Origin of the sequence: Iocasia fonsfrigidae (assembly GCF_017751145.1) — a bacterium.
Classification (GTDB): Bacteria; Bacillota; Halanaerobiia; order Halanaerobiales; family DTU029; genus Iocasia; species Iocasia fonsfrigidae.
The window spans coordinates 3,885,501-3,907,999 of sequence record NZ_CP046640.1; the positions used below are offsets into that span (position 1 = coordinate 3,885,501).

General features: G+C 32.8%; 24 protein-coding genes. 3 read left to right on the top strand and 21 right to left on the bottom strand.

The annotated features are described in order from the left end of the window. Window positions 1-117 precede the first annotated feature (117 nt). The 8 genes from GM661_RS18660 to GM661_RS18695 form a co-directional block, all read right to left on the bottom strand. Window positions 118-471, bottom strand: coding sequence for a hypothetical protein (locus GM661_RS18660; RefSeq protein ID WP_230868154.1), 354 nt, complete (start codon window positions 469-471; stop codon window positions 118-120). 50 nt (window positions 472-521) lie between these two features. Then, window positions 522-929 (bottom strand): phage tail fiber protein, encoded by a 408-nt coding sequence (locus GM661_RS18665; protein ID WP_230868155.1) that lies wholly within the window; start codon window positions 927-929, stop codon window positions 522-524. Window positions 930-940: 11 nt separating this feature from the next. Continuing rightward, complete coding sequence (locus tag GM661_RS18670; RefSeq protein ID WP_230868156.1) at window positions 941-3,547, bottom strand: fibronectin type III domain-containing protein; 2,607 nt, start codon at window positions 3,545-3,547, stop codon at window positions 941-943. Window positions 3,548-3,564: 17 nt separating this feature from the next. Next, window positions 3,565-3,909, bottom strand: coding sequence for a hypothetical protein (locus GM661_RS18675; protein WP_230868157.1), 345 nt, complete (start codon window positions 3,907-3,909; stop codon window positions 3,565-3,567). Between the two features lie 14 nt (window positions 3,910-3,923). Next, a complete protein-coding gene (locus GM661_RS18680; RefSeq protein ID WP_230868158.1) occupies window positions 3,924-5,603 on the bottom strand; it encodes a hypothetical protein in 1,680 nt (559 codons plus the stop codon). A 664-nt stretch (window positions 5,604-6,267) separates the two neighbouring features. Then, entirely contained in the window at window positions 6,268-6,780 is a 513-nt protein-coding gene (locus GM661_RS18685) for a hypothetical protein (protein WP_230868159.1), read from the bottom strand. 20 nt (window positions 6,781-6,800) lie between these two features. After that, window positions 6,801-7,553, bottom strand: coding sequence for a hypothetical protein (locus tag GM661_RS18690; RefSeq protein WP_230868160.1), 753 nt, complete (start codon window positions 7,551-7,553; stop codon window positions 6,801-6,803). Window positions 7,554-7,656: 103 nt separating this feature from the next. Next, a complete protein-coding gene (locus GM661_RS18695; protein ID WP_230868161.1) occupies window positions 7,657-8,130 on the bottom strand; it encodes a hypothetical protein in 474 nt (157 codons plus the stop codon). A gap of 804 nt (window positions 8,131-8,934) precedes the next feature. Here GM661_RS18695 and GM661_RS18700 point away from each other — a divergent pair. Beyond that, on the top strand, window positions 8,935-9,075 hold the full coding sequence (locus GM661_RS18700) for a hypothetical protein (protein WP_230868162.1): 141 nt from the start codon (window positions 8,935-8,937) through the stop codon (window positions 9,073-9,075). A gap of 300 nt (window positions 9,076-9,375) precedes the next feature. Here GM661_RS18700 and GM661_RS18705 read toward each other — a convergent pair whose 3' ends face one another. Continuing rightward, complete coding sequence (locus tag GM661_RS18705) at window positions 9,376-9,750, bottom strand: helix-turn-helix domain-containing protein (protein ID WP_230868163.1); 375 nt, start codon at window positions 9,748-9,750, stop codon at window positions 9,376-9,378. A 105-nt stretch (window positions 9,751-9,855) separates the two neighbouring features. Here GM661_RS18705 and GM661_RS18710 point away from each other — a divergent pair, with 105 nt between their 5' ends. Both GM661_RS18710 and GM661_RS18715 read left to right on the top strand, forming a co-directional pair. Beyond that, window positions 9,856-10,449 carry a sigma-70 family RNA polymerase sigma factor gene (locus GM661_RS18710; protein WP_230868164.1) on the top strand — a complete coding sequence of 198 codons (594 nt, stop codon included), beginning with the start codon at window positions 9,856-9,858 and terminating at the stop codon, window positions 10,447-10,449. Between the two features lie 15 nt (window positions 10,450-10,464). Beyond that, on the top strand, window positions 10,465-10,836 hold the full coding sequence (locus tag GM661_RS18715; RefSeq protein ID WP_230868165.1) for a hypothetical protein: 372 nt from the start codon (window positions 10,465-10,467) through the stop codon (window positions 10,834-10,836). A gap of 220 nt (window positions 10,837-11,056) precedes the next feature. Here the strand turns inward: GM661_RS18715 and ptsP are convergent, their stop codons facing one another. The 12 genes from ptsP to gcvH all read right to left on the bottom strand — a co-directional run bounded on the left by ptsP (window position 11,057) and on the right by gcvH (window position 22,485). Beyond that, a complete protein-coding gene (gene ptsP / locus GM661_RS18720; RefSeq protein WP_230868166.1) occupies window positions 11,057-12,769 on the bottom strand; it encodes a phosphoenolpyruvate--protein phosphotransferase in 1,713 nt (570 codons plus the stop codon). Between the two features lie 4 nt (window positions 12,770-12,773). Further along, window positions 12,774-13,043, bottom strand: coding sequence for an HPr family phosphocarrier protein (locus GM661_RS18725; RefSeq protein WP_125987043.1), 270 nt, complete (start codon window positions 13,041-13,043; stop codon window positions 12,774-12,776). Window positions 13,044-13,106: 63 nt separating this feature from the next. Next, window positions 13,107-14,492: a PTS fructose transporter subunit IIC gene (locus GM661_RS18730; RefSeq protein ID WP_230868167.1), complete on the bottom strand. Its 1,386-nt coding sequence runs from the start codon at window positions 14,490-14,492 to the stop codon at window positions 13,107-13,109. 38 nt (window positions 14,493-14,530) lie between these two features. After that, a complete protein-coding gene (locus tag GM661_RS18735; protein ID WP_230868168.1) occupies window positions 14,531-14,995 on the bottom strand; it encodes a PTS sugar transporter subunit IIA in 465 nt (154 codons plus the stop codon). Window positions 14,996-15,004: 9 nt separating this feature from the next. Next, the gene (gene pfkB / locus GM661_RS18740; RefSeq protein ID WP_230868169.1) at window positions 15,005-15,934 is read right to left on the bottom strand and encodes a 1-phosphofructokinase; all 930 of its coding nucleotides are present in this window, start codon (window positions 15,932-15,934) and stop codon (window positions 15,005-15,007) included. Further along, window positions 15,931-16,701, bottom strand: a complete 771-nt coding sequence (locus GM661_RS18745; RefSeq protein WP_230868170.1) for a DeoR/GlpR family DNA-binding transcription regulator — start codon at window positions 16,699-16,701, stop codon at window positions 15,931-15,933. Before GM661_RS18745 ends, pfkB begins: the two co-directional genes overlap by 4 nt. Before the next feature lie 200 nt (window positions 16,702-16,901). Then, window positions 16,902-17,993: a redox-regulated ATPase YchF gene (ychF, locus tag GM661_RS18750; protein WP_230868171.1), complete on the bottom strand. Its 1,092-nt coding sequence runs from the start codon at window positions 17,991-17,993 to the stop codon at window positions 16,902-16,904. Continuing rightward, the gene (locus GM661_RS18755) at window positions 17,990-18,190 is read right to left on the bottom strand and encodes a DUF951 domain-containing protein (protein WP_230868172.1); all 201 of its coding nucleotides are present in this window, start codon (window positions 18,188-18,190) and stop codon (window positions 17,990-17,992) included. The genes ychF and GM661_RS18755 overlap by 4 nt, the downstream gene beginning before the upstream one ends. Window positions 18,191-18,214: 24 nt before the next feature. Next, the gene (locus GM661_RS18760; RefSeq protein WP_230868173.1) at window positions 18,215-19,069 is read right to left on the bottom strand and encodes a mechanosensitive ion channel family protein; all 855 of its coding nucleotides are present in this window, start codon (window positions 19,067-19,069) and stop codon (window positions 18,215-18,217) included. 253 nt (window positions 19,070-19,322) lie between these two features. Then, complete coding sequence (gcvPB, locus tag GM661_RS18765) at window positions 19,323-20,759, bottom strand: aminomethyl-transferring glycine dehydrogenase subunit GcvPB (protein ID WP_230868174.1); 1,437 nt, start codon at window positions 20,757-20,759, stop codon at window positions 19,323-19,325. Next, window positions 20,752-22,098, bottom strand: coding sequence for an aminomethyl-transferring glycine dehydrogenase subunit GcvPA (gene gcvPA / locus GM661_RS18770; protein WP_230868175.1), 1,347 nt, complete (start codon window positions 22,096-22,098; stop codon window positions 20,752-20,754). Before gcvPA ends, gcvPB begins: the two co-directional genes overlap by 8 nt. Further along, window positions 22,099-22,485, bottom strand: coding sequence for a glycine cleavage system protein GcvH (gene gcvH, locus GM661_RS18775; RefSeq protein ID WP_230868176.1), 387 nt, complete (start codon window positions 22,483-22,485; stop codon window positions 22,099-22,101). Between the last annotated feature and the right edge of the window lie 14 nt (window positions 22,486-22,499).

Genomic DNA, 22,499 nt, shown 5'->3' on the forward strand with positions numbered 1-22,499 from the left:
ATTAATCCACTCTTTTTTCTTTTTCTTTTGCTTTCAACTTTTCATTCATTTTTTCAGGATTAAACAAATTTCCTATATCAATTCTACTGTTTACTACTACTGTTTTTTCATCCATAATTACACCACCTGGGGAATTTCAATACGATGCTTTACGGTCAGTTCATCACTGGTAGTATTAATCGTAAATGCTTCAAAAGTCTCATCTGCTAAAGGTTCACCTTCTGTTGCTACATTATAAATTTCACTACCCGCAAAAATTTGAGGTGTGGTAACATCTGTATCTGCTCCTGATATTACGGTAGTTAATTCTAACACCTGTGCTCCAACAGCATGTGTCCAGGAAACCCTTGCATCAGCAGTAGAAAGTCTAAGTATTTCTGCATCTTCATCATCTCTCAAAGAATGATAAATCCAATTTGCCTCAATAAAATCCCTTACAGTTTGATAGCCAGCTTCTGTTATTTCAGCCATATTATAAACACTCTCCTTTTGGTTTTTTATATTTTAAATTTGCTTAAAATTTAATTCAATGTTAATTGTAAACCACCAGCAGGAATTCTATAGGTATCTCCTGCAAAAACCTCTCTTACATTAGCAGCAGGACACCAGTATAAAATATTACCTCCTGTTACTGCATCACAAACAATGGCATATTTTACGTTTGTTACAGGCATATCAACAAAATCAATACTAGTATCATTTTCAATAGTAGCCTTTCCATCTGCCTGTGTAACTCCAGTAAAAGAAATTACTTTTCTATCCCCTGAATAAGCAGTTATTTCATTTGTTAAATCACCTTCTTCCAATTCTGTATCAGTAGCAATATCATTTACTAATCCTAAATAAATTGTTATAGGTGAATTATAAGTGATTCCATTAAAGATATGATTTAATATTTTTTCTTCTAAATAATTGCTTATATTAGCCATAACTCACCTCCCTAACCATTTTCAACTGTAATTTCATATTGATCAAAAGAATCATCAGGATGAGGCTGCCACACTAATTCAACTTTATCAGCAAACCAAGTAATCCTATCCCATTCAATTACACCAGGTGAACCTGCTATAATTTCAACAGTATCTTCATCACTTAATTCAGCTTCATTTCCGCTATTATCGACAATAGACACTTTATAAGAATACTCACTACCGTATTCTACTGTAGTATCTATATAAGAATTAGTTCTATAATCAACACTATCAATTATTGTATAAGTTGATTCTTCAGCTGGTTTACGGTAAATATTATAATGACTTAAATCATATTGAGAACTCTTATTCCAGGATATTTCAACTCTACTTCCTTTTGTTGATGCCTTTAATAATAAGGCATTAACTCCTGTTACTTTATTAAGTGTTATAAAATCACTTGGTTCTCCATTATTAATACCGTTTAAAGCTGGATTACCATCAGCTGTATATTCCCAATTGCTGGCCTGTGCCTGCTCTAATTTCAATTCCATTTCCCATTTACCATTTTTAAATCCATGTTTAATTTCTTTTATAAAAAAGTCATTATCTATATCTCTATTTTTTTGATGAACATGTACTTTATCCATCAATTCTAAAAAAGGCAATGGTTTTGTTTTGATTGTTAATACTGATTTAGGAGTAGAATATTGATATAGTAAATATTTAGCAAGTTTCTTTAATTCAGTCTCTGATGAAATATAATCTAATTCAATATCAGACATTTCATATTTACCATATGCTTCTATACTCGGTTGATCAGCTTCTGTTATTTCAATTACATTACTTCTCTGTAAAGGTTCTCCTACTAATATTGGAGTGTTTTTAGTATCTTCTCTATTAAGTAAATAACCATACAACTCAATAGGTCTATCAGTTTTATTAGTTATTTTAACTTTTACATTTTTTTGGTCTTCATAAATTTTTTGTTCAAAATCAAGTGAAATATCATCTGGATCAGAGATGTTTTGACCTATATCATCTAAATACTTAATAAATAGAGCTTTTTTAAATGTCTGAATAAAAATATGTGAAGCTTTTTCAGATAAAATAGTATTACCATTAGGATCTATAATCTCAACCAATAATTCTTTAAAAAGTCTCCAGAAAATAATATTTTCTGATGGGACTAAAGAAGTTTTTATTGTATAATTACCTGTTGTAGGAATATTAATATGCCCATCTTTTTGAACAGCACGTTCTTCGGAACCTACAATATTACTTATTCGCCAGTTGATAACTACTCCGGCTTGCAAATAAAATTGTTTTTCACTTTTTCCTGTAAGCATAAATTCTTTTTCTATAAAAGAATAATCAATTTGTTGATTATCATCAGAAAATCTAGCTAATAAATTCAATGGTTCTATATTTACTGCTGGATCATCTAAATGAATAATAAATTCTCTTATACCATGTGGGGCTAATTTATTAAAATAAAATTGATATTTAACTCTTAAGGTATCTGTATCTGCAATTTCTAGTTCCCCATGTGCTGCTTCAAAAGCTATTACTCCTTTATCATAATCAGAAGAAGCTAGTCCCCCATTAAGGATATAGTTAGTATCTGTATTTATATCATATACACTTATACTCCCTGGAATAATAGGAGTATTTTTAGTTGCTTGTTCAGTGGTTTCGCCTTCTGGTACATATGTTAGTTGCAATTCATATCTTTGCTTATCATTACTCCAAACTATATCACTCCCGGAATATTCTTCTTGTACTTCTGTTTCTTCTTCTGCTCCAGTCCAGATAGCTTGTCTGGCTTGTTTTATTAATGGTTGAGATGTTAATTTAACTTGATTATATAAGTTAGTACTCTTATATTCCTCTGTTATTTCAAATATATTTTCATCATAAGCCTCATTATCTGTAGAAAAAGTATATACAGCAGCTTGTTCCCCTTCATAATCGGGAGATATTCTGGTTTTTAAATAGAATGTACCATTTTCTATATAGACATCTGCCCAAATACTTTTTGCTAAATCCTGGATAGCCTCCCACATATTTTTATCTTCAAAGCTATCACTAATTGTAGTTGTGGTTCGATCAATTGTGTTATCTGTATAATTAATTCCTACAATATCTAACCATTCTTTGATAATTTCTTCTCTGAGGTAATTATAATAAAATTTATCTGGACACTCTTCATTCTGTAAAATACTAATATAGTCCTTCATTTTTAATGTCGCTTCATATTTATTAAAACTTGGTTTAATTTCTTGAACATAGCCATCAAATAATAATATTTCATTTTCTGCTAAAGTATTATCAGCTATACCTGCTCTTATTTCAGAAAAAGAATTAGGAACTACATTTCCAGCAAATTTACCAGAAAGGTTTTTCGGGGAAAAATCTTCATTTGAATTATCTAGTATAACTGTAGCTGTATCAACTACATTAACACCTAAATCTCCTTCTAATTTCTTAGAAATTGTTACAGATTTTATATAATCACTAATATCTTCATTTTCATTAAAAGCACCATCTTTATCCCAATCAACTTGTTGTTTTAACTTAATTTTATAATTATCACTTTCTAATCTCTCTAAAAATCCGGAATCTATTTGTTTCAAACAACCTCACCTCCTTCCTAAATAACCTCCCACATTTCCATTTCCCAATAATAAGTTTCTTCCTCACCTTCCTCTCTGTCATAATTCACACCATTAATAGGGATAATGACCGTATATTCATTACCTTCATTATCAAGCAAAGTCAAATTAGAAGGGTCCTCCCCTCTATTTAATGATAGCAGATATAGCAGATTGCCAAACATCGAAGGAGATAATCCTTCAATTTTAAGTTGAAAATTATAATATTTATTAATATTTTGAGTATGAACTTTTCCACTGAAACTCCTTTGCGTATTACCTATCTCTCTATACTTTTTTTCAAATTTTGTAGGTTCAAAAAAATAGTTATTTATTTGTATCAAAATTCATACCCTCCTTAATTACCTTGATTTCTTTCAATAACTTCTCTGATATAAGGTTCCATTGTCACTGCAAAAGCCTGTGCATCATCTTCTGAAGCGTTAAACCATACCGTGTCCACTATATAGTTGGAATGATATGTAATATTTGTAGATGAACCGGCACTAAAGGAAGTACTATTATCAATATCAGCATTAGTATTAAATCCAAGCAAATCATCTAAATCACCTAAAGCATTTTGTATTTCACTTGCACCTGCTAATATATTTTCTTTCATATAATTAATTATATTAGCTTCATCATTAGATATAATCCCATCATTTAATGCTTTACTTATTGTTCCAGCTAATTTATTAACCTGACCTTCTATTGCTTTAGCTTCTATTAATTTAGTAACTACAGCATCTTGTATAGCCTGTCCTAAAGATTGTTCAAAAGAGGTTCTTAAATCAGCGTAATTAAAGGTGTTTTTAATCGCATCAACCAATCCACCGCCAATAGAACTTGCTGTTTCCTGTAGTCGTGCTAATTTTTCTTCCATTTTTTCAAGATTATCATTGGCTTCATCTAATCCATAAGCTTTATATTTATGGCCACCCCAAAATTTCCTCCAACCACTAGCTTTATCCTTTATTCTTGCTGATACTTTATTACTTATTATTCCATACTCTTTTAATTTTTCAATTGCTCTATCTTGTGCCTCATTTACTTTATTAACTTCACTGATATATTCTGTACCAGATACTTTTCCCCATAATGAACTGCCAATACTACCAATAGCACTAACCACCATACCTAAAGGATTACCAGTAACAGATAAAGCTGTTCCTATACCTGAAAATAAAGAACTACCTAAACTGCCACCACTGGCATATGTTTCTAAGCCTGACATAATACCCGTTTGCCAACTATCACTTAAATTTAATTTATTTGTTAAACTTTCTATGCTTTTTTCTAAATCTGCTTTCAACCCTTCATCAGAAAAAATATTACTTAAGGCAGGTTTTAAGGAAGCTTTTAATTTCTCTCCAAAATTACCTTCAATTTCAACTGAATCAAACTCATCTATTATACTATTTAATATAGTCCCCAGCGGATTACCACTGGTTGTTAGACTAGCTCCAATACCTGAAAATAAAGAACTACCTACACTGCCGCCACTGGCATATGTTTCTAAGCCTGACATAATACCTGTCTGCCAGCTATCACTTAAATTTAATTTGTTTGTAAAACTTTTTATACTTTTTTCTAAATCTGCTTTCAAATTTTCATCAGAAAAAATATTACTTAAGGCGGGTTTTAAGGCAGCTTTTAATTTCTCTCCAAAATTACCTTCAATTTCAACTGAATCAAACTCATCTATTATACTATTTAATATAGTCCCCAGCGGATTACCACTGGTTGTTAGACTAGCTCCAATACCTGAAAATAAAGAACTACCTACACTGCCACCACTGGCATATGTTTCTAAACCTGCCATAATACCTGTTTGCCAGCTATCACTTAAATTTAATCTATTTGTTAAACTTTCTATACTTTCTTCTAAATCTGCTTTTAAACCTTCAGTAGAAAAAATATTACTTAAAACATTCCTTGAGGCAGGTTCTAAGGCAGCTTTTAACTTCTCCCCAAAATCACCTTCAATCTTAACTGAATTAAACCCATCTATTATACCATTCAATACTGCTTCTTTCATGCCAACTTGTATTTTATCTTTATATATACCTAATTCAATTAATATTTTTTCAATCTGTTTTTCATCCAGACCAGTTAATCCAGCTATCCAGGAATTTAATAAATTTCTAACAGCTTTACTCTCTTGTTTTACTAGATTTTCATTTGCTTTATAAAGGGTATTTACGTCCTTTAAAATATTTTCAACTTCTTCTACTTTATTAATTAAGTTATCAAATGATTGCAGTGTTTCATTTATATCTAATTTAGTATCTATACTTAATTCATAATTGTTTATTTAAATCACCTCTTTCTACATCATCTCTCTTAACCATTTCCTTATCTACCCTCAAAGCTTAATCTTTATTGACTTACAAGTAAAATGTCGGTGTTTTTTCTTAATACATTCATAAAACGTAAGTAAGACCATGATTAAGAGGAAATGTTACAATAAAAGGGATAGAAAATTGATTATCTAGCCCTTTTATTCTGTTTTTCTGACATTTGCTTATGTATCCTTGCTTCTCTTTCATTATCTAACATTAATTTCATAAGCAAATCTGCTTTAGTTTGAATATCTAACTTATCCCAATCCAAGGGACTAAGGGAGTACTTTTCCCAACAGCTAATCACTTGATATCTTATGGAAACCCCATCTTCGATATTTCCTGTTTTATTTTTAAGACTTAAAAGTCGTTTTCTGGCTTTTTTAATTGACCACCAAGTGAATTTAACTCAAAACCTTTATTTACTATATTAATTACATCCATAAATCTTAATGTGCTCTTCAGTATTTCTATTCCTTCTTCAACTGTTTTACCAGGTCTTTCTTCCGGAATAATAAATTCATATGCTAATCTCAATTTTTTCTTTTCTTCAATAGGTTTGCTTTTTTCTTCCCATTTTTTAATTTTTTCTTTCGCTTCTGGTTTAGAATTAAATGCCTTATATTTTTCATCACCATTAGGGACTTCAATATTCATACTTCTTCCATCATTTAATTTAATTAAAATATTAGGTTTCTTAGGTTTTAATTCATCAAATTGTTCAATAATTTTCTGAACTATATCAACATCAACGAACTGAACGGTAATTTCCCCTTCAACACCGCCAAAATCAACTGCTATACTTTCCTTAATCTCTTCCTTTTTACCCTTCAAGTTTTCCCATAAATTTTTACCCCTTAAGACCTGGCCCATTTTAAAATCCTCTCCCTTTTTTAGTAATTTCTTGTTATAATCTTAATTCCATTACCAGATATAGTATCTTTAAATATATCATTGGGATTATTAAAAGCTTTTTGTTCTACCTTATCAAATATAACTCCTATTAAATATTTCCATTCTCCATAATAAATGTCTTCGTTATGACAATAATATGAGATTCTATATTCATTATTTGTATCTATCCACTTGGTAGATAATTTACTTATACTAAAATCATATTTTATATTGTTAACTTTTCTTTGTTTGGTTTTATTGCTATAATATGGTTTGTTTTCATTATAGCTTTTATTTTCAACTATACTAAATTGCTCAACATAATGTAAATCTTCATTTTCTTGATATTGTTCAAATATAAATTTAACATCTAGATGGCCAGTAAAATCAAAATTAAAAGTTGTTATTTCATTTTCCTTTAAAGCTAATAATCCATCTAAAGTAAGATTATTAATAATACTAGTGCCATTGATTTCATAGATTTGTTCTTTAAAATCCAAAACCATAAGTTGACTAGTCGATAATGAACCAGAAGAAAATGTAATTGTAATTTCTCCATTAGATATACTATTAATAACAGTTGTATCTAAATTAGAAATTATTTCTATTCTAATTAACTCTTCTTTATTACCTCTGTTATCTATATCAATATTTCCAGCTAAACTCAATTCATATGTTTCTTCTTTTGGTAATAATTTAGATAAACCTATTGTGGCATCATAAGAATTAAAAACGTCTACTATTAAAAACACCACCTTTCTTTATAAAAAGAGCTAATAACGGTATAGTAGTCACTGCATATTACCATACCGTCGTTATAACTTTTACCTACCAACAGCTATTTTAAATGCAGCATTAGGTATAAGTTTTAACCCATGATTCAGTTCCAGCTGGTTCATCTTTTACAATACTATCATATCTACCAGATATAGTAATATTAAACCCACCCTCATTTGGCACCTCATCAGCAGAAACTTTTCTTAAATTAACATTAGTATAATACCTTGCTGGAACCTCGACAGTAGAACCATCTTGAGGAACAATTTCTTCTTTAATTACTAAACCTGCTAAATCTTCATAAGCAAATAATCCAGAACCATAATCAGCAGGCATTGCCTGGGTAAGTGTTAATGTTTTTTCTGCTCTTATTTTTTTATCACCTTTATATTCAAGACCATCATAAACTGCTTCAGTATCTTCAGGAATATCAGGAGAAAACCCTTCTCTATGGGTAATTAATTCATATTCCCATGCTGTACCATTATATTTACCAATAGATATTTCTATCTCATCACCATAACGTACACCATTATAAAAATCATCTGCCATTAACTTTCAACCCCTTTTTATGTTATTAATTTATCTACTAATTCTAAAGCTTTACAGGAAAATTAATTAAAATTATTAAGTATTGTATCTCTCACTAAATTTTTTCATAATCTTCTGCTTTTAATAGGTTAAGCATTTTGACCATTATCTTCTACCCCCTTTCCTCCCGTACTTATAATACAACTTGTCCTTTTTCTTGTGTCTACTTGTTGTTTTAATGCTAAATTCTATTCCATGTTATTTATACCTCATCCAAACCCTCTATAAAACAATTTGGCACTATAAAAAATATAATATCACCTCACTCTATTACTATTATTCAACTGAGCATTCTATTTTTCAAGTATTTTTTATTTTTTATTTAAAATTTAATTGACATTATATTTTTTATGTGTTATTATTAATGCAAAATTACTTTTTAAGGAGTAGAACCCATATATTTACTAAATTATCTTATCTTTCTCTTTAATTAAGATGATTCTATTTTAATTTTAATTAAAATATATTTTAAATAATTTTTAAAATTTATTTATGGCGGAGGGGAGGAATGCTATGCTACTATTGAAAACATTTATGTTATAATGAAACTCCTGTAAAGTTTTATTTATCAAATAGTGGTAAATAATTAGACAGAAACCCCTTTACAAATGCGAATAAAAATATTATAATATAAGCAAACATATGTATGGACTCTCCCAAATCACCTGGTACAATAGCAGTAACCGTTGAATAAATCACTTTTACAAAGAGGGAATATACTACTAGATCCCTCTGTCAAATTAATAGTATGAGGAGGATTAATCAATGGAGAAAAATCAAGAACAATTGGAAAGAGTTAAAGAAAATGCAGCAAGGTATCCTTATTCAGAGATTGTATTGCAAGTTCATCACGGGCAAATAACAAAAATGGAAACTAAAATTAAGGAGAATTTTTCAAACAAATAACAGTCCTCTACCTTTTACCATAAAGGCAGGATAGACTAAGGGTAATTCCTTTTTCTGTTCTGCTTTTTAATTTGTGTAAAGTAGACAAGCCATTAAGAAAGGAGTGTTGTTAATTCAAGACAGCTTTGAATGTTGATATGGATAATATTCTTAAAGTACCTAAGAAAATAAATTATTTTTTAATTAAAAAATTAAATATATTTAATGTCACTGGAAAAAAAAGACTCCAACTCCATAATTTAAATAAAAGATAATATTATTATAAGTAAATAACATGTGTTTAATAATTTAATAGCAAGTTTAAGACCTACTTAATATTTTAACTGCATTTAATAATTCTTTAGTTGAAACATTACGGAAATATGCTTCTTTGGCAATGTCAAGGAATGGTATAAAATCTTCGTTCTTTAATATAGGGTCTTTATCGGAATTGATATTTTCTTTATCTTCATCAATTCCATAGAAAAATAATAATGGCACATTTAAAGAACGAGACAAATTATATAATACATAACTATTAGGTGTGTTTTTCCCTTTTTCTATTAAAGCTATATAAGAACCAGTACATCCTACTAAATTTGCTAGTTGTTCTAAAGTTAAACCACGTATTTCTCTGTAATATTTAACCTTTTTTCCTAATTGTACGGTAAATTTTTCTTTGCTAGTAATTTTCATTTTAACCCCCTTTCTTTTTTATTGTATTTTAAAACACATTTGATGTCAAATATATTTTTTTTCTAACTTAAAAAATATTCCATTTTTGTTTAAAGGAGTGAAATTATGAATTATTTTAATTTAACACAGTATCAAGTTGATAATTTTGATAAAATTATCATAGATTTCCAAAAAGCAAAAGAAGGTGATTCCCATGAACAGCTCAAATTAATCTTAAAATATCTTAGGTTGATTAAAAAGATATCAACTATCAGCGGGAAAATAGATGAAGATTTAATGCAAGAGATAATTATTGATTTATTAGTTGATATATTACCTGGATATGATGAAAAAAAGGGGGATTTCGGAAAGAGATTGGGTATAATAGCTGGAAATAAAAAGAAAAATTACTTAAAATATCTTTATATTAGGAAACATAATAGCATTGATGAAAAGATTGAAGATGGTATTGAATTAAAAGATACTCTTATAGAAGATATAAATTTAGAAAACCAATACATAAACAAGGAGACCAGGAAAAAATTATTTGAATTGATTTCCCAATTAAAACCCAAACATCAATATATGGTTAATGAATATTATCTTAAAGATCCCCCCCTGACTCTAAAGGAAATTGGTCAACAATTAGGTTATAGTCATGAATATGTTAGACAGGAATTGAAAAAGGTGAGGCGATATTTGAAACGAAAAATGCTTTAGGAAGGAGTATATAAGATGATTTGTTTTGCACAAGAAATTCTTGAATGTTTTGAAATGGTTAAGGAAGAATATGAAGATTTAAAACAAAATTTAAGTCAAATACAAAAAAAATTAAATATTATAGACTATTTCTTTAAAGTGGTGACCTTAAACGCTGTCGAAAGAAACCAATTATTTAATATTAGAAATAATACATTACTAAAATATCAAGAAATTAAGGACCGATTAAATGAATTGAGTAGATATTATCAGCTTTTTCTGAAATATGGTAAATTTGAAGAAGAATTAAGGTGTGTAATGAAAGAAGTTGAAGAAATGGTTAAAAAACGTCAAAAACATTTTTGTGTTTCAGAGGTGAAGAAAGATTCTGATAATATAGTTTCTTAGTTCCATATAATTTCATATTTCTTTTAAAATATATCTTATATTATCTCAACTTTTTTCTACTATAAATAGAAAGGAGCAAAAATGAACATTTCACTTAAATTATTAAAATACTATATCCTTAGAGGAGGATAATTTTATTGGATTATTGGGTAACAGATATTAATGATTAATTAGACAGATAAGTAGCCCATAGGTACTATGGGCCAGCTTATTTTACTATTCACAAAGTTTTTAAATATTCTTTCACCTGTTTTGCTGTAGTTAACTTAATAACCTGAACAAGATTTTTCTTACATTCCTTCTGGTCTAATTTCCTGATTAATTGCTTTATATCCAGAATGGAACCAACACTCATGCTGAGTTCATCTATACCCATCCCAATAAATATGGGGGTTAATAATGGATTCCCAGCAGTTTCACCGCATATTCCTACCTTAATACCAGCTCGATGAGCAGCATCAACAATTCTTTTGATCAGCCTAATAATAGCAGGATAATATGGACTATGCAATTTAGCAACTAATTCATTGGTCCGATCAGCAGCCATAGTGTATTGTATCAGGTCATTGGTCCCTATGCTGAAAAAATCTACCTGTCTGGCTAGTTCATCTGCCATAATGGCTGCAGCAGGGACTTCTATCATCATACCAACCTCAATGTCACTGTTAAAAGATATTTTAGCCTCAGTTAATTCTAATTTAGCTTTATCAAGTAATTTTTTAGCTCTATCAAGTTCTTCTAAAGAGGAAATAAGAGGGAACATAATTTTCAAGTTACCATATTGAGCTGCCCGAAGAATTGCTTTAAGCTGAACTAAAAAAATATCTTCCCTTTCCAGACAAAAACGGATAGCTCTGAAACCTAAAAAGGGATTCATTTCCCGGGGTAATTCAAGATAAGGTAATTCTTTATCCCCACCAATATCCAGGGTACGAATAATAACCGGCTTATCTTTCATCTTTTTAGCAACTTTTCTATAAACCTGATATTGGGTCTCTTCATCTGGTAGGCTGTTATTATTCATATATAAAAACTCTGTTCTAAAGAGACCAATACCATCGCTATTGGTATCAAGTATGGCATCTAGTTCATCATCTGTACCCATATTGGCAGCTAATTGAATTTTAAAGTTATCACGGGTTATAGCTGGCTTATCTTTTAATTCAGCTAACTTTTTTTGTTTTTCTTGATATTCTCTTATTTTAACCTCATATTTAGTTAAGTCTGTACTGTCTGGTTCTAAAATAACCTCTCCTGTGTTACCATTGAGAATTATTCTATCCCCAGTCTGAACTGTAGACAAATCAATCTCTACCTTTATTACTGCAGGCAGCATCAATCCCCTGGCCAGAATAACTGTATGGGAAGTCTGGCCTCCTTTAGTTAAAACAAAACCCTTTAATTTACTTTTATCCAGCAACGCGGTTTCTGAAGGAGCCAGATCACAACTAACTACTATCGCCTCGTCTGGAATCTCACTGACTAAGCTGAATTCTCCTTTTAAAGCCCTCAAAAGGTGTTTGCCCACATCCTGAACATCAGGTATCCTCTGTTGAAAATATTCATCATCTATACCCTTAAATTTGGTAACCATAGAATCAATTGCTTTTTTAATTGCTCCCTCGGTATTGATTAAACCATCTTTTATATTTTTTTTAATATCTTCCAAAAGCACCGGGTCATTAAGCATCGCAATTGTTGCTTCAAAGATCATACTACCTTCAGTACCCAGATCTTTTTCTGCTGTTTCCTTTAATTTTTCTAAAAAACAGGAGGCTTTTTCTCTGGCAATTTTAACTTTGTCTAGTTCAAAATTGATTTCTTCACGGCTAATTCTGCGCACTTCAACAGTTGGCATTTCATCTAGGTATTTATATATTGTTCCGATTACTATTCCTTTAGAAACCGGAATACCATTATATCTTTTAGCCATAATATTACTCCTCTTCACCCATGCCTGAGGCAAAAAATTCTTTTAATTCCTTGAGAGCTCTCTCTTCATCTTCTCCCTCGACTTTTAAAGTTATTTCCTTGCCACAGCTAACACCCAGAGACATTACACTCAATATGCTTTTGGCATTGGCCTCCTTATCATTATATATAATTAATATTTCTGATTTATAATTGGCTGCCTTTTGTGTTAAAAGTGTAGCAGGCCTAGCATGTAGACCACTTTCATTGACAATTCTTATCTTATCTTGAAGCACTATATCATCCCCTTACTTCAATTGTTATTTAATTTATTATAAATTTAGTTACTAAGTTTTATTCTACTGTACTACTGGTTTTAAGACCCTAACCATTAATGCGGTAACTAGTGTGCCGATTATAATAGCTAATATATATGGGACTAATCCGCCCACTACTTTAGGAATAAGCAATACAAATATACCACCATGGGGCACTTTTAAAGATGTATTAAATAGCATTGCTAAAGCACCAGTTATTGCTGAACCTGTCATTATTGAGGGTATTATTCTTAACGGATCAGCAGCTGCAAAAGGTATGGCTCCTTCCGTGATAAAGGAGGCCCCAAGAACCCAGGCAGCTTTTCCAGCTTCTACCTCAGCCCGACTAAATCTATCTTTAAATAGAACAGTGGCCAGAGCTAATCCCAATGGTGGAGTCATACCAGCAGCCATTACTGCAGCCATAGGGGCATATACATTTGAAGCCAAAAGTCCAGTACTAAAGGTATAAGCTGCTTTATTTACAGGACCACCCATATCAAAAGCCATCATTGCCCCTAAAATCACACCTAATAAAACAGCATTTGTTCCACTCATAGCCTGGAGCCAATTTGTTAATCCTACCATAATACTCTGTACTGGTTTACCAATAACATATATCATTAATAACCCTACTGTCAGTGACGATAATAAAGGTAAAATTAAGATAGGCAACAACCCCTGGAAATTCCTGGGGAGTTTTATAATATTCTTTAACCATTGAGCTATATAACCAGCCAAAAAACCAGCGATTATCCCACCTAAAAAGCCTGCTCCAATTGAATTAGCTATTATACCCCCAATCATACCAGGTGCCAGTCCAGGACGATCAGCAATGGAATAAGCAATATAACCAGCCATTACCGGTACCATCAGAGCAAAAGCAGCCCCACTACCTATCTGCATTAAAGCAGCAGCCAAAGTCCCTTCCTGTTCAAAGGCCTTATAGCCAAAAACAAAAGAAAGGGCTATAGCCAGACCACCTGCTACTACAAAGGGAATCATATGGGAAACACCTGTCATTAGGTGTTTATAAGCTCCACTTCTCTGTGACTTTCTTTCAGCCTTTAGATTCATAACCTGATCATAAGTGCCTTCACTTATATTGGTAGTTTCTCCCTTTTCTGCGCCTTCAAGGGCCTGTTTAATTAAAGCCTCTGGGTTATCAATAGCATCACCTACTGCTACATTTACAATATACTTCCCTTTAAACCTTTCTAGTTTTACATTAGCATCTGCAGCAATAACAACCGCTTCAGCCTCTTTTATGTCTTGCTCTGTTAATTGATTTTCTACACCTACACTACCCTGTGTTTCTACCTTCATAGTTATGCCCATTTTCTTTGCTGCTTCTTCCAATGACTCAGCAGCCATATAAGTATGAGCAATGCCAGTCGGACAAGATGTAATCCCAACAATTTTTTTCATAAATAAATCCTCCCCTTTTAATTTAGATGTAATACATATTATTTGAAACTATTTTCCCTGACAACAATCACCTCCCTGAGCCCTTCAGGGGTAGAAACCTGCAATAAGGCTTCCCGGAAGTCTTCATGTACTAACATGCGGGAAAGTTTAGCTAATAATTTTAAATGCTGGTCTTTAGATTTTTCTGGTGCAGCAATCAGAAAAAATAAATAGCTAGGTTTTTTATCAAGGGATTGAAAATTAATCCCTTTTTTAGATCTGCCAAATACAATAGCTGGTTTTTTTACAGCTTTACTTTTTACATGGGGAATAGCTATTCCATTCCCTATACCAGTTGTACTCTTTTGTTCTCTCTCCATAGCAGATTGAAAAACACTCTTTTCATCAGTTATATAATCTTGTCCTTTCAATAATTTTATGAGTTCTTTAATAACACCTTCCTTGTCTTGACTCTCCAATTCCATCTTTATTAGTTCTGGTTTAATAAAGTCTTTTAATCCCATAATATCCTCCTAAATAATTTTTATAGTGATTTTTTCTTTAGTTTTTTTAATCATTTCCTTATTTAAAAGTTCAATTTTTCCCAATTTTACATAGCTTGTTGCAATAGCTGCTGCATAACAAGCTATTTCTTTAAAAGGCATATTTTTTTGTAAAGCAACAGCCAGTCCAGCAACCATAGAGTCACCTGCCCCCACAGTTGTATTAGAAATACTAACCTGTGGTGTTTTAAGATAATAACAATTCTTTTTATTAGCAAAGATTGCTCCCCGGGCACCCATAGAAATAACTATTATTTCTACTCCTTGAGCCAAAAAATAATTTACAGTTTCTTTCATATCTTTTTCATTTTTAATTTCTTCCCCAATTAACTCCTGGGCTTCATGTAAATTGGGCTTAATTAAAAAAGGCTGTTCTTTTAAAACCTCTTTTAAATTATTACCTGAAGTATCAACTATTACTGGAATTTCAGCTTCTTTGCAAAGCCTTATTAAATGATTATATGTGTTAGATGACAAACCATGAGGGATACTACCTGCCATGACTATCAAATTACCCACTGCAAGGTAGTCTCGCAATTTTTTTTCCAGGGCCTTAAAATCATTTTTGCTTACTTTTCCTGGTTCATTGATCTCTGTTTCCCGGCTAATACTAGTTTCCAGTATTTTAATATTTTGTCGTGTGGCATAATTGGAAGAAATAAAATCTGCCTTTAACTTTTTTTTTCTTAAAAAAGTTTTAATAGCATCCCCTGTATTGCCACCCAATATACCAGTAGTCAGAACATTTTCTCCCATTTGATGTATCACCTGTGCTACATTAATGCCCTTTCCTCCTGGTAAGGTTATAACTTCTTTTACCCGGTTTAATTTACCAGGAGTCAATCGGTCAATCATTATTGTCTTGTCTATAGCTGGATTTAATGTTACAGTAATGATCATAAAATTACTTCAACCCCTGCCTCTTCAATTTTGGTAATATATTGCTTATCAAGCTGGTCAATTACAAAATAGTCTATATCTTTAAGACCAGCAAATTTACAAAAAGAAACCTTTCCTAATTTAGAATGATCTACAAGCATATAAACCTCTTGAGCAATATTAATCATAACTTTTTTAATGCTAGCCTCTGTTAAATCAGGTGTAGTAAATCCATCACTTATAGTAAAACCATTGCTTCCAAGAAAAGCCTTATCAACCCTAAGCTCTTTTAATGTTTTTTCTGCCAGAGAACCAACAAAAGCCCTTGTGTTATATTTATAAGTCCCACCAATAAAAACCACTTCTATTTCCCTACCTAATTGTTTTACTTCATTAAAAATATCAAATGAATTTGTTACTAATGTCAATTTATTAATGTTTTTTAATTTTCCAACAATCTGTAAGGTAGTAGTTCCAGCATCGATAAGTATGGTATCTCCTTCTTTTATTAGCTGACTAGCTTTATAACCAATTTCTCTTTTGGCTTCTTTAAATTTATCTGCTTTATCTTCAAAAGATGGTTCATAACTTTTGCTAAAAGAAACAGAGACTGCACCCCCATGTGTTCTAAGTAAATAACCACCTTCTTCTAGTTCACCTAAATCTCTTCTTATTGTTACCTCAGATACATTAAATTCATTACTCAATTCCTTCACTTGAACCCGATTATATTTGTTAAGATTTTTAATTATTTTTTCTTTTCTTTCTTCAGCAAACAATTTTATCAACTCGCTTACACTTATATTTATGTTCTTTTCCTTTCATTTTTGATTATATACTTTCTTTTTGTTCATGTCAAGGAATTTTTATATTATCTGAACTAAAGAACAAAAATTACTAAAAGCTAAGTAAATAAAAAAAGAAGAACCGTAATTAACTACGATTCTTCTTTCTATATTAAGTATTCAATAATAATTATTAATAATAACTAGACATTAAAACGGAAATAACATACATCCCCATCCTGCATAATATATTCCTTGCCTTCTAATCTCAACAAACCCTTTTCTCTGGCATCACTGATAGAACCGGAAGCAATCAAATCATCATAGCTTACTACCTCTGCCCTGATAAACCCCCGTTGCATATCAGTATGAATCTTACCAGCAGCCTCAGGGGCAGATGACCCACTCCTGACAGTCCAGGCCCTTACTTCTTTTTCACCTGCCGTAAAAAAAGTTATCAAATCAAGGAGTTCATAGCCAGCAGTTATCACCCGATCCAGGCCTGATTCTTTAAGCCCCATCTCTTCCAAGAACAAACCTGCCTCTTCCTCATCTAATTCGGCAATATCTGCTTCAATCTTAGCGCTTATGGTTACTACCCGGGCATTTTCGCCAGCAGCATGTTTCCTTACCTGACTAACCATTTCATTATCAGCTGTTCCAACATCACCTTCATCAATATTGGCTATATAGATAATCGGTTTTGCTGATAATAACTGGAGTTCTTTAACCAGCCTTTGGCCCTGTTCCCCTAAATCAAGCTGGCGAATATTCTTTCCCTCTTCCAGGCTGTTTTGCAAAAGCTCCAGTTCCTGTAATTCTTCTATGTATTCCTTTTCACCGCTTTTGGCCATTTTTGAGGTTTTGGCCATCCTGCGTTCAACTGCAGATAGGTCAGCCAGGATTAATTCGGTATTTATTATTTCTATATCCCTTAAAGGATTAATATCACCATCAACATGTGTGACATTATTATCAGTAAAACACCTGACAACCTGTGCTACGGCCTCCACTTCCCTGATATGAGCTAAAAACTTATTACCTAAACCCTCTCCCTTACTGGCACCTTTTACCAGACCAGCAATATCTACAAATTCTATGGTTGTAGGTGTCTTTTTCCTGGGATTGTACATATCATTAAGTACTTCTAAACGCTTATCAGGGACATTAACTACCCCTACATTCGGATCAATAGTACAAAAGGGATAATTTTCAGCTCCTGCTCCAGCTTTAGTCAAGGCATTAAAAAGGGTTGATTTCCCTACATTTGGCAGTCCTACGATTCCTAGTTTCATTTATTTTCACTCTCCATTACTTTCTCCTTAACACTCTTGTCAAACTTTCTCCTGGGTAGCATTATTAACCTACCACAGGTAGTGCATTTTGCCTTGAAATCCATACCTATTCTGGTTATCTCCCAGGTGTCTCCTCCACAGGGGTGTTTTTTCCTAAAACGAACTAAATCACCTATTTCATATTCCCTATTATCCATTATCCTGCCTCCCATATGAAGTAATTATTTAACAACTGTTTCCTCAACTGAACCCTCTTTTGATAATAATACCACATGAGGATAGGCTATTTCAATACCCCTTTCATCCAGTCTCTCCTTAATACGCTGCCTAATATAGCGCGCTACCTGCCACTGTTCCATGGGTTTTACCTTAGCCCATATCCTGATTACTACACTTGAAACAGCTAATTCCTGGACACCCAAAACAGTAGGCCCATCAGTAATTACCTCACTCTTTTCCAGAGCGATTTCACCTGCTAGTTCTTCCAGAACATCTATTACCTGGGAGGGTTTCTCTTCATAAGCTACCCCAACATCAACCATTACCCTCATATTCCCTGAGGAATAATTAGTCACCTGGTTTATTTCACCATTTGGTATAATATGAATCTCCCCGGCGAAACTCCTGAGCCGGGTTGTTCTTAGACCCAGTTCCTCAACAACTCCATCAACAGAGGCCACTTTGATATAATCTCCTACAGCAAACTGGTCTTCAAAAAGAATAAAAAAACCATTTATAATATCTTTGACCAGACTCTGAGCCCCAAAACCCACAGCCAACCCAATGATACCAGCACCAGCTAAGAGTGAAGCCACCGGGACATTAAAAATAGATAGGATAATAATACTTGAGATAAAATAAATTACATAACGCAAGGCACTCCTTAATAACAGGATAAGAGTATTCCTCCGTCTTATATATTTTTCCCTCTCTCTTTTTAATAGATTATCAATATACTTATTGCCAAATTTAATTACTAAACCGCTTATGATTAACACGATAATACTATTTACTATTTTGATTAGATAACTCCATAAAAGCTCTGAGGAAAATACACCGGTAAAATCATTTACCATTGTAGTAATATATTCTATGATTTTTCAAACCCCCTTTTTGCATTTCAACTTATTATATGCGGCAATCTATAATAAGTTAATAGAACCATCTATAATTATATATAATAGTTATCAATTTAGCAAAAGCAAACAAAGTGGCTTCGCCACCCAGACTTTACACAAAGTCACTTGTTATCATAAAACAGACAAATATATTTGCTGGACGACTCTAGAAATTGTCTGGAGGTAGGAGCTTGGCCTCGATGGCCTGATACTACCACCTTAAATCCGGTTTTCTGGCAGCCTTAACCTCATCCAGTTTTTTTATTGTTGTATTATGGGGAGCATTTTTAACTATTTCGATATTATTTTCTATTTCCCGGGAAATATTTATCATTGTTGCAATGAATTTGTTGAGAGTTGTGATATTTTCCGTTTCTGTTGGTTCGATCATTAAGGCCTCTTTAACCACCAGTGGGAAATAAATAGTTGGGGCATACTGCCCATAGTCTAATAACCTTTTGGCAATATTTAAAGTAGTAGCGCCTTTTTCCTTCTGTTTACTGGCTGATAAAACAAATTCATGTAAGCTATCTTCTTCATAGGGTAGGTAGTAAACATCTTTTAGTTTGGCTTTCATATAATTGGCATTTAAAACAGCATTCTCGGTAACTTTTCTTAAACCATCGGCACCAAGTGCCTTAATATAGGCATAAGCCCTTAAGATAACACTATAGTTACCATAAAAACTATGAACCCTACCAATGGAATGAGGTCTATGGTATTCCCATTTAAAAAAATTCCCTTCTTTTATCAGTACTGGTTTTGGTAAATATGAGGTAAGGAATTTTTTGACCCCAACAGGTCCTGAACCTGGTCCACCTCCACCATGTGGTGTAGAAAATGTCTTATGTAGATTAAAATGCATAAGGTCAAAATCCATATCTCCAGGTCTAACATAACCCATAATGGCATTCATATTGGCTCCATCATAGTATAATAAACCACCAACACCATGAACTATCTCAGCCACTTCAAGGATTTCCCTTTCAAAGATACCCAGGGTATTGGGATTAGTTAACATCAAGGCAGCTGTATCCTCATCAACCAGACCCCTCAATTTATCTAAATCAATCATACCTCTTTCATTAGACTTTAATTCGACTACTTCAAACCCTGCCATAGCTGCACTGGCTGGATTAGTCCCATGTGCTGAATCCGGGACAACTATCTTTTTCCTCTCTTCCCCTTTATCTTTGAAATACTGCTTGATAATCATTAAAGCTGTTAGTTCTCCATGAGCACCTGATGCAGGCTGTAGGGTAACCTCATCCATTCCACTTATTTCAGCTAGATTATTTTTAAGTTCATAGAGAATTTTTAATGAACCCTGGAGGTCTTTATCTTCCTGGTAAGGATGCAAATTACTCAGGCCCTCAATTCGGGCAATATCTTCGTTGATTTTAGGGTTGTATTTCATAGTACAGGAACCTAAGGGATAAATCCCTGAATCAACCCCATAATTTTTTTGTGACAAACTGGTAAAATGCCTGGCCACATCAACTTCACTAAGCTCTGGAAGATCCAATTGCTGACGGATAAATTTCGGGTTTAATTCCTCCTCTAAATTTATATCTGGCACATCTAAAGTCGGTAAAGAATATCCCTTTCTACCTGGACTACTATATTCCTTTATTAGTGGTTTACTCACCTGAAATCGCCTCCAGTACTGTTAGATATTTATCCAATTCTCCCCTATTTCTTTTTTCCGTAACACAAACTAAAAGGCCTTCTTTTTTATAGTCAAATCTACTAATATCTACCCCAGCTATGACACCTCTTTTTGACATTTCTTTTTTAACTTTATCTATACTATAATCAGTTTCTAGTAAAAATTCATGGAAATAATCACTCTTATTCACTACTTTAAAACCAGGTATTTTATTTATTCTGTTAGCCAGGTAATGGGCTTTTTTACAGCATTGTTCGGCAACCTCTCTTAATCCCTGCCTACCCATTATTGACATATATATTGCAGCAGACAGGGCATTAAGTGCTTCATTGGTACAGATGTTAGAAGTAGCCTTTTCCCGTCTAATATGTTGTTCCCTGGTCTGCATGGTAAGTACAAAACCCCTCTTGCCTGATTCATCAGTCGTTGCTCCAACAACTCTTCCCGGCATCTGTCTGAGGTATCTCTTTTTCACAGCCATAAAACCAAGATATGGCCCACCATAATTAAGAGGACTACCCAAGACCTGGCCTTCACCAATAACTATATCAGCCCCAAAATCTCCCGGGGGTCTTAAAAGGCCTAATGCCAGGGGATTAACAACCATTAATAATAAAACATTTTTATATGGTGAAATAATATTCTCAATCCTGTTCATATCTTCAATAGAACCAAAAAAGTTAGGGTATTGAATAACCACAGCTGCAGTTTCCTGATCAATTGTTTTATCTAATTCTAATAGGTCTGTTACTGTGTTATTTAATTGTAACTGAATAAACTCTAAGCCCTGCTGTCTACCATATGTCCTAGCTACCTCACGATAAGCTGGATGGAGGGACTGAGAGATTAATATTTTCTTTTTTCTGCTTATCCTGGAGGCCATTAAAACCGCTTCCCCAAGGGCAGAACCACCATCTAGTAAAGAGGCATTGGCTAAATCCATAGCTGTTAAATCTGATATCATACTTTGATATTCATAGACAGCCTGTAGTGTCCCCTGGCTTAATTCTGCTTGGTATGGGGTATATGCTGTATAAAACTCTGATCTTAAGATGAGATGATCTACTATAGCAGGGATATAATGGTCATAAGCACCAGCCCCCAGGAAGGATATTACCTCTCCCAGAGACAAATTTTTTTGGGCTATCTCTTTTAAATCATGAGCCAACTCCATTTCAGATATTCCAGCAGGTATATCCAGTGGGCAATCTAGTTTTACTTTCCGGGGAATCCCTGAAAATAGTTCTGCTATTTTTTGAACACCAATAGCAGCCAACATCTCTTCCTTTTCTTGAGGGGTATTTGCTATATAATCCACCTATTTACCCTCCTCTAGATAATGTGCATAGGCCTCATCATCCATTAATGATTCAAGTTCATCTAAATTGCTAATTTCTATTTCAACTAACCAGCCACTTTCAATGGGCTCATCATTTACCAATTCTGGCTGTTCAAGGATATCTTGATTAATAGCTATTACCTTTCCTCCTACTGGTAGGTAAACATCTGATACAGCTTTAACTGATTCAATGACTGCAAAAGAATCAAACTGTTCAAAATTATCACCAATCTCTGGTAGTTCTACAAATACTATATCTCCCATTTCCTTCTGGGCATGTTCTGTCACCCCAATAGTCCCTTTTTTCCCTTCCACAAATATCCATTCATGATTTTCTGTGTAATACAGGTCTTTTGGTAACAACATTTAAAAATTCCTCC

Coding starts and splice junctions, on each gene's coding strand:
- GM661_RS18660 (WP_230868154.1), bottom strand. CDS start 471: ATGGCTGAAATAACAGAAGCTGGCTATCAAACTGTAAGGGATTTTATT.
- GM661_RS18665 (WP_230868155.1), bottom strand. CDS start 929: ATGGCTAATATAAGCAATTATTTAGAAGAAAAAATATTAAATCATATC.
- GM661_RS18680 (WP_230868158.1), bottom strand. CDS start 5,603: ATGAAAGAAGCAGTATTGAATGGTATAATAGATGGGTTTAATTCAGTT.
- GM661_RS18685 (WP_230868159.1), bottom strand. CDS start 6,780: ATGGGCCAGGTCTTAAGGGGTAAAAATTTATGGGAAAACTTGAAGGGT.
- GM661_RS18695 (WP_230868161.1), bottom strand. CDS start 8,130: ATGGCAGATGATTTTTATAATGGTGTACGTTATGGTGATGAGATAGAA.
- GM661_RS18700 (WP_230868162.1), top strand. CDS start 8,935: ATGGAGAAAAATCAAGAACAATTGGAAAGAGTTAAAGAAAATGCAGCA.
- GM661_RS18705 (WP_230868163.1), bottom strand. CDS start 9,750: ATGAAAATTACTAGCAAAGAAAAATTTACCGTACAATTAGGAAAAAAG.
- GM661_RS18710 (WP_230868164.1), top strand. CDS start 9,856: ATGAATTATTTTAATTTAACACAGTATCAAGTTGATAATTTTGATAAA.
- GM661_RS18715 (WP_230868165.1), top strand. CDS start 10,465: ATGATTTGTTTTGCACAAGAAATTCTTGAATGTTTTGAAATGGTTAAG.
- ptsP (WP_230868166.1), bottom strand. CDS start 12,769: ATGGCTAAAAGATATAATGGTATTCCGGTTTCTAAAGGAATAGTAATC.
- GM661_RS18730 (WP_230868167.1), bottom strand. CDS start 14,492: ATGAAAAAAATTGTTGGGATTACATCTTGTCCGACTGGCATTGCTCAT.
- GM661_RS18735 (WP_230868168.1), bottom strand. CDS start 14,995: ATGGGATTAAAAGACTTTATTAAACCAGAACTAATAAAGATGGAATTG.
- pfkB (WP_230868169.1), bottom strand. CDS start 15,934: ATGATCATTACTGTAACATTAAATCCAGCTATAGACAAGACAATAATG.
- ychF (WP_230868171.1), bottom strand. CDS start 17,993: ATGAAACTAGGAATCGTAGGACTGCCAAATGTAGGGAAATCAACCCTT.
- GM661_RS18755 (WP_230868172.1), bottom strand. CDS start 18,190: ATGGATAATAGGGAATATGAAATAGGTGATTTAGTTCGTTTTAGGAAA.
- GM661_RS18760 (WP_230868173.1), bottom strand. CDS start 19,069: ATGGTAAATGATTTTACCGGTGTATTTTCCTCAGAGCTTTTATGGAGT.
- gcvH (WP_230868176.1), bottom strand. CDS start 22,485: ATGTTGTTACCAAAAGACCTGTATTACACAGAAAATCATGAATGGATA.